General features: G+C 50.5%; 1 protein-coding gene. It reads right to left on the reverse strand.

The features are described 5' to 3' along the window. The coding region (locus tag IY568_RS24435) for a hypothetical protein (RefSeq protein WP_228553569.1) at window positions 1-683 on the reverse strand (683 nt) is incomplete at both ends.

Consider the following 683-nt stretch of genomic DNA (forward strand, 5'->3'; position numbering starts at 1 on the left):
TAATGATAATGGCCCACACCTGTTTTATAGGTGATGTTACCCAGCTCATTATAGCTGATTGTGGTGCTCGGCCCCCCTGATATCGCACTGCTGGTAACCCGGTTCAGGCTGTCATACCCGAACGTTTCTTTCTTACCAATCGTGTGGTCCTGACGATAGGTCAGGTTGCCCAGATTACTCCAGTTATAAGCCCAGTTCTGTAACGTGCCACTGCCCGTTGACTTCAGACTGGTCAGCAAGCCGGTCTTCTGATCGAACACCTTAGTCCGGGTAATGCGACTGCCCAGTTTCTCTGTGGTGATGTTACCGAAGGCATCCGCCGCCGAGGCCTGCCAGACGACACTGTTAGTCTGCAAGTCTTTGAGGGAACTCAGGTGCTTGTGCGCATTGTAGTGATAAGTCACTGACTTGCCCGAAGCATCTGTTTCTTTATATAGCTGACCGGCATTATTGAACGACCAGATTTCCTTATAGGTACTGCCGTCAATCACCGTATGTTTTTCACGGGTACGACCAAAACTGTCGTAGTAGAAGCGCTCGGTAAATCCTGTGGCCTTATCGGTCGTCACCGCAATCATCCCCTTGGCATACGCACCACTGTCATAGGTATTGACCGCATGATGTTCCAGTTTACTACCGCGCTTACGCTGCACCTCTTTTGAGCGTCCCAGCACATCGTATTG

The organism is Pseudoalteromonas sp. PPB1 (assembly GCF_015356275.1).
Taxonomy (GTDB): Bacteria; Pseudomonadota; Gammaproteobacteria; order Enterobacterales; family Alteromonadaceae; genus Pseudoalteromonas; species Pseudoalteromonas rubra_D.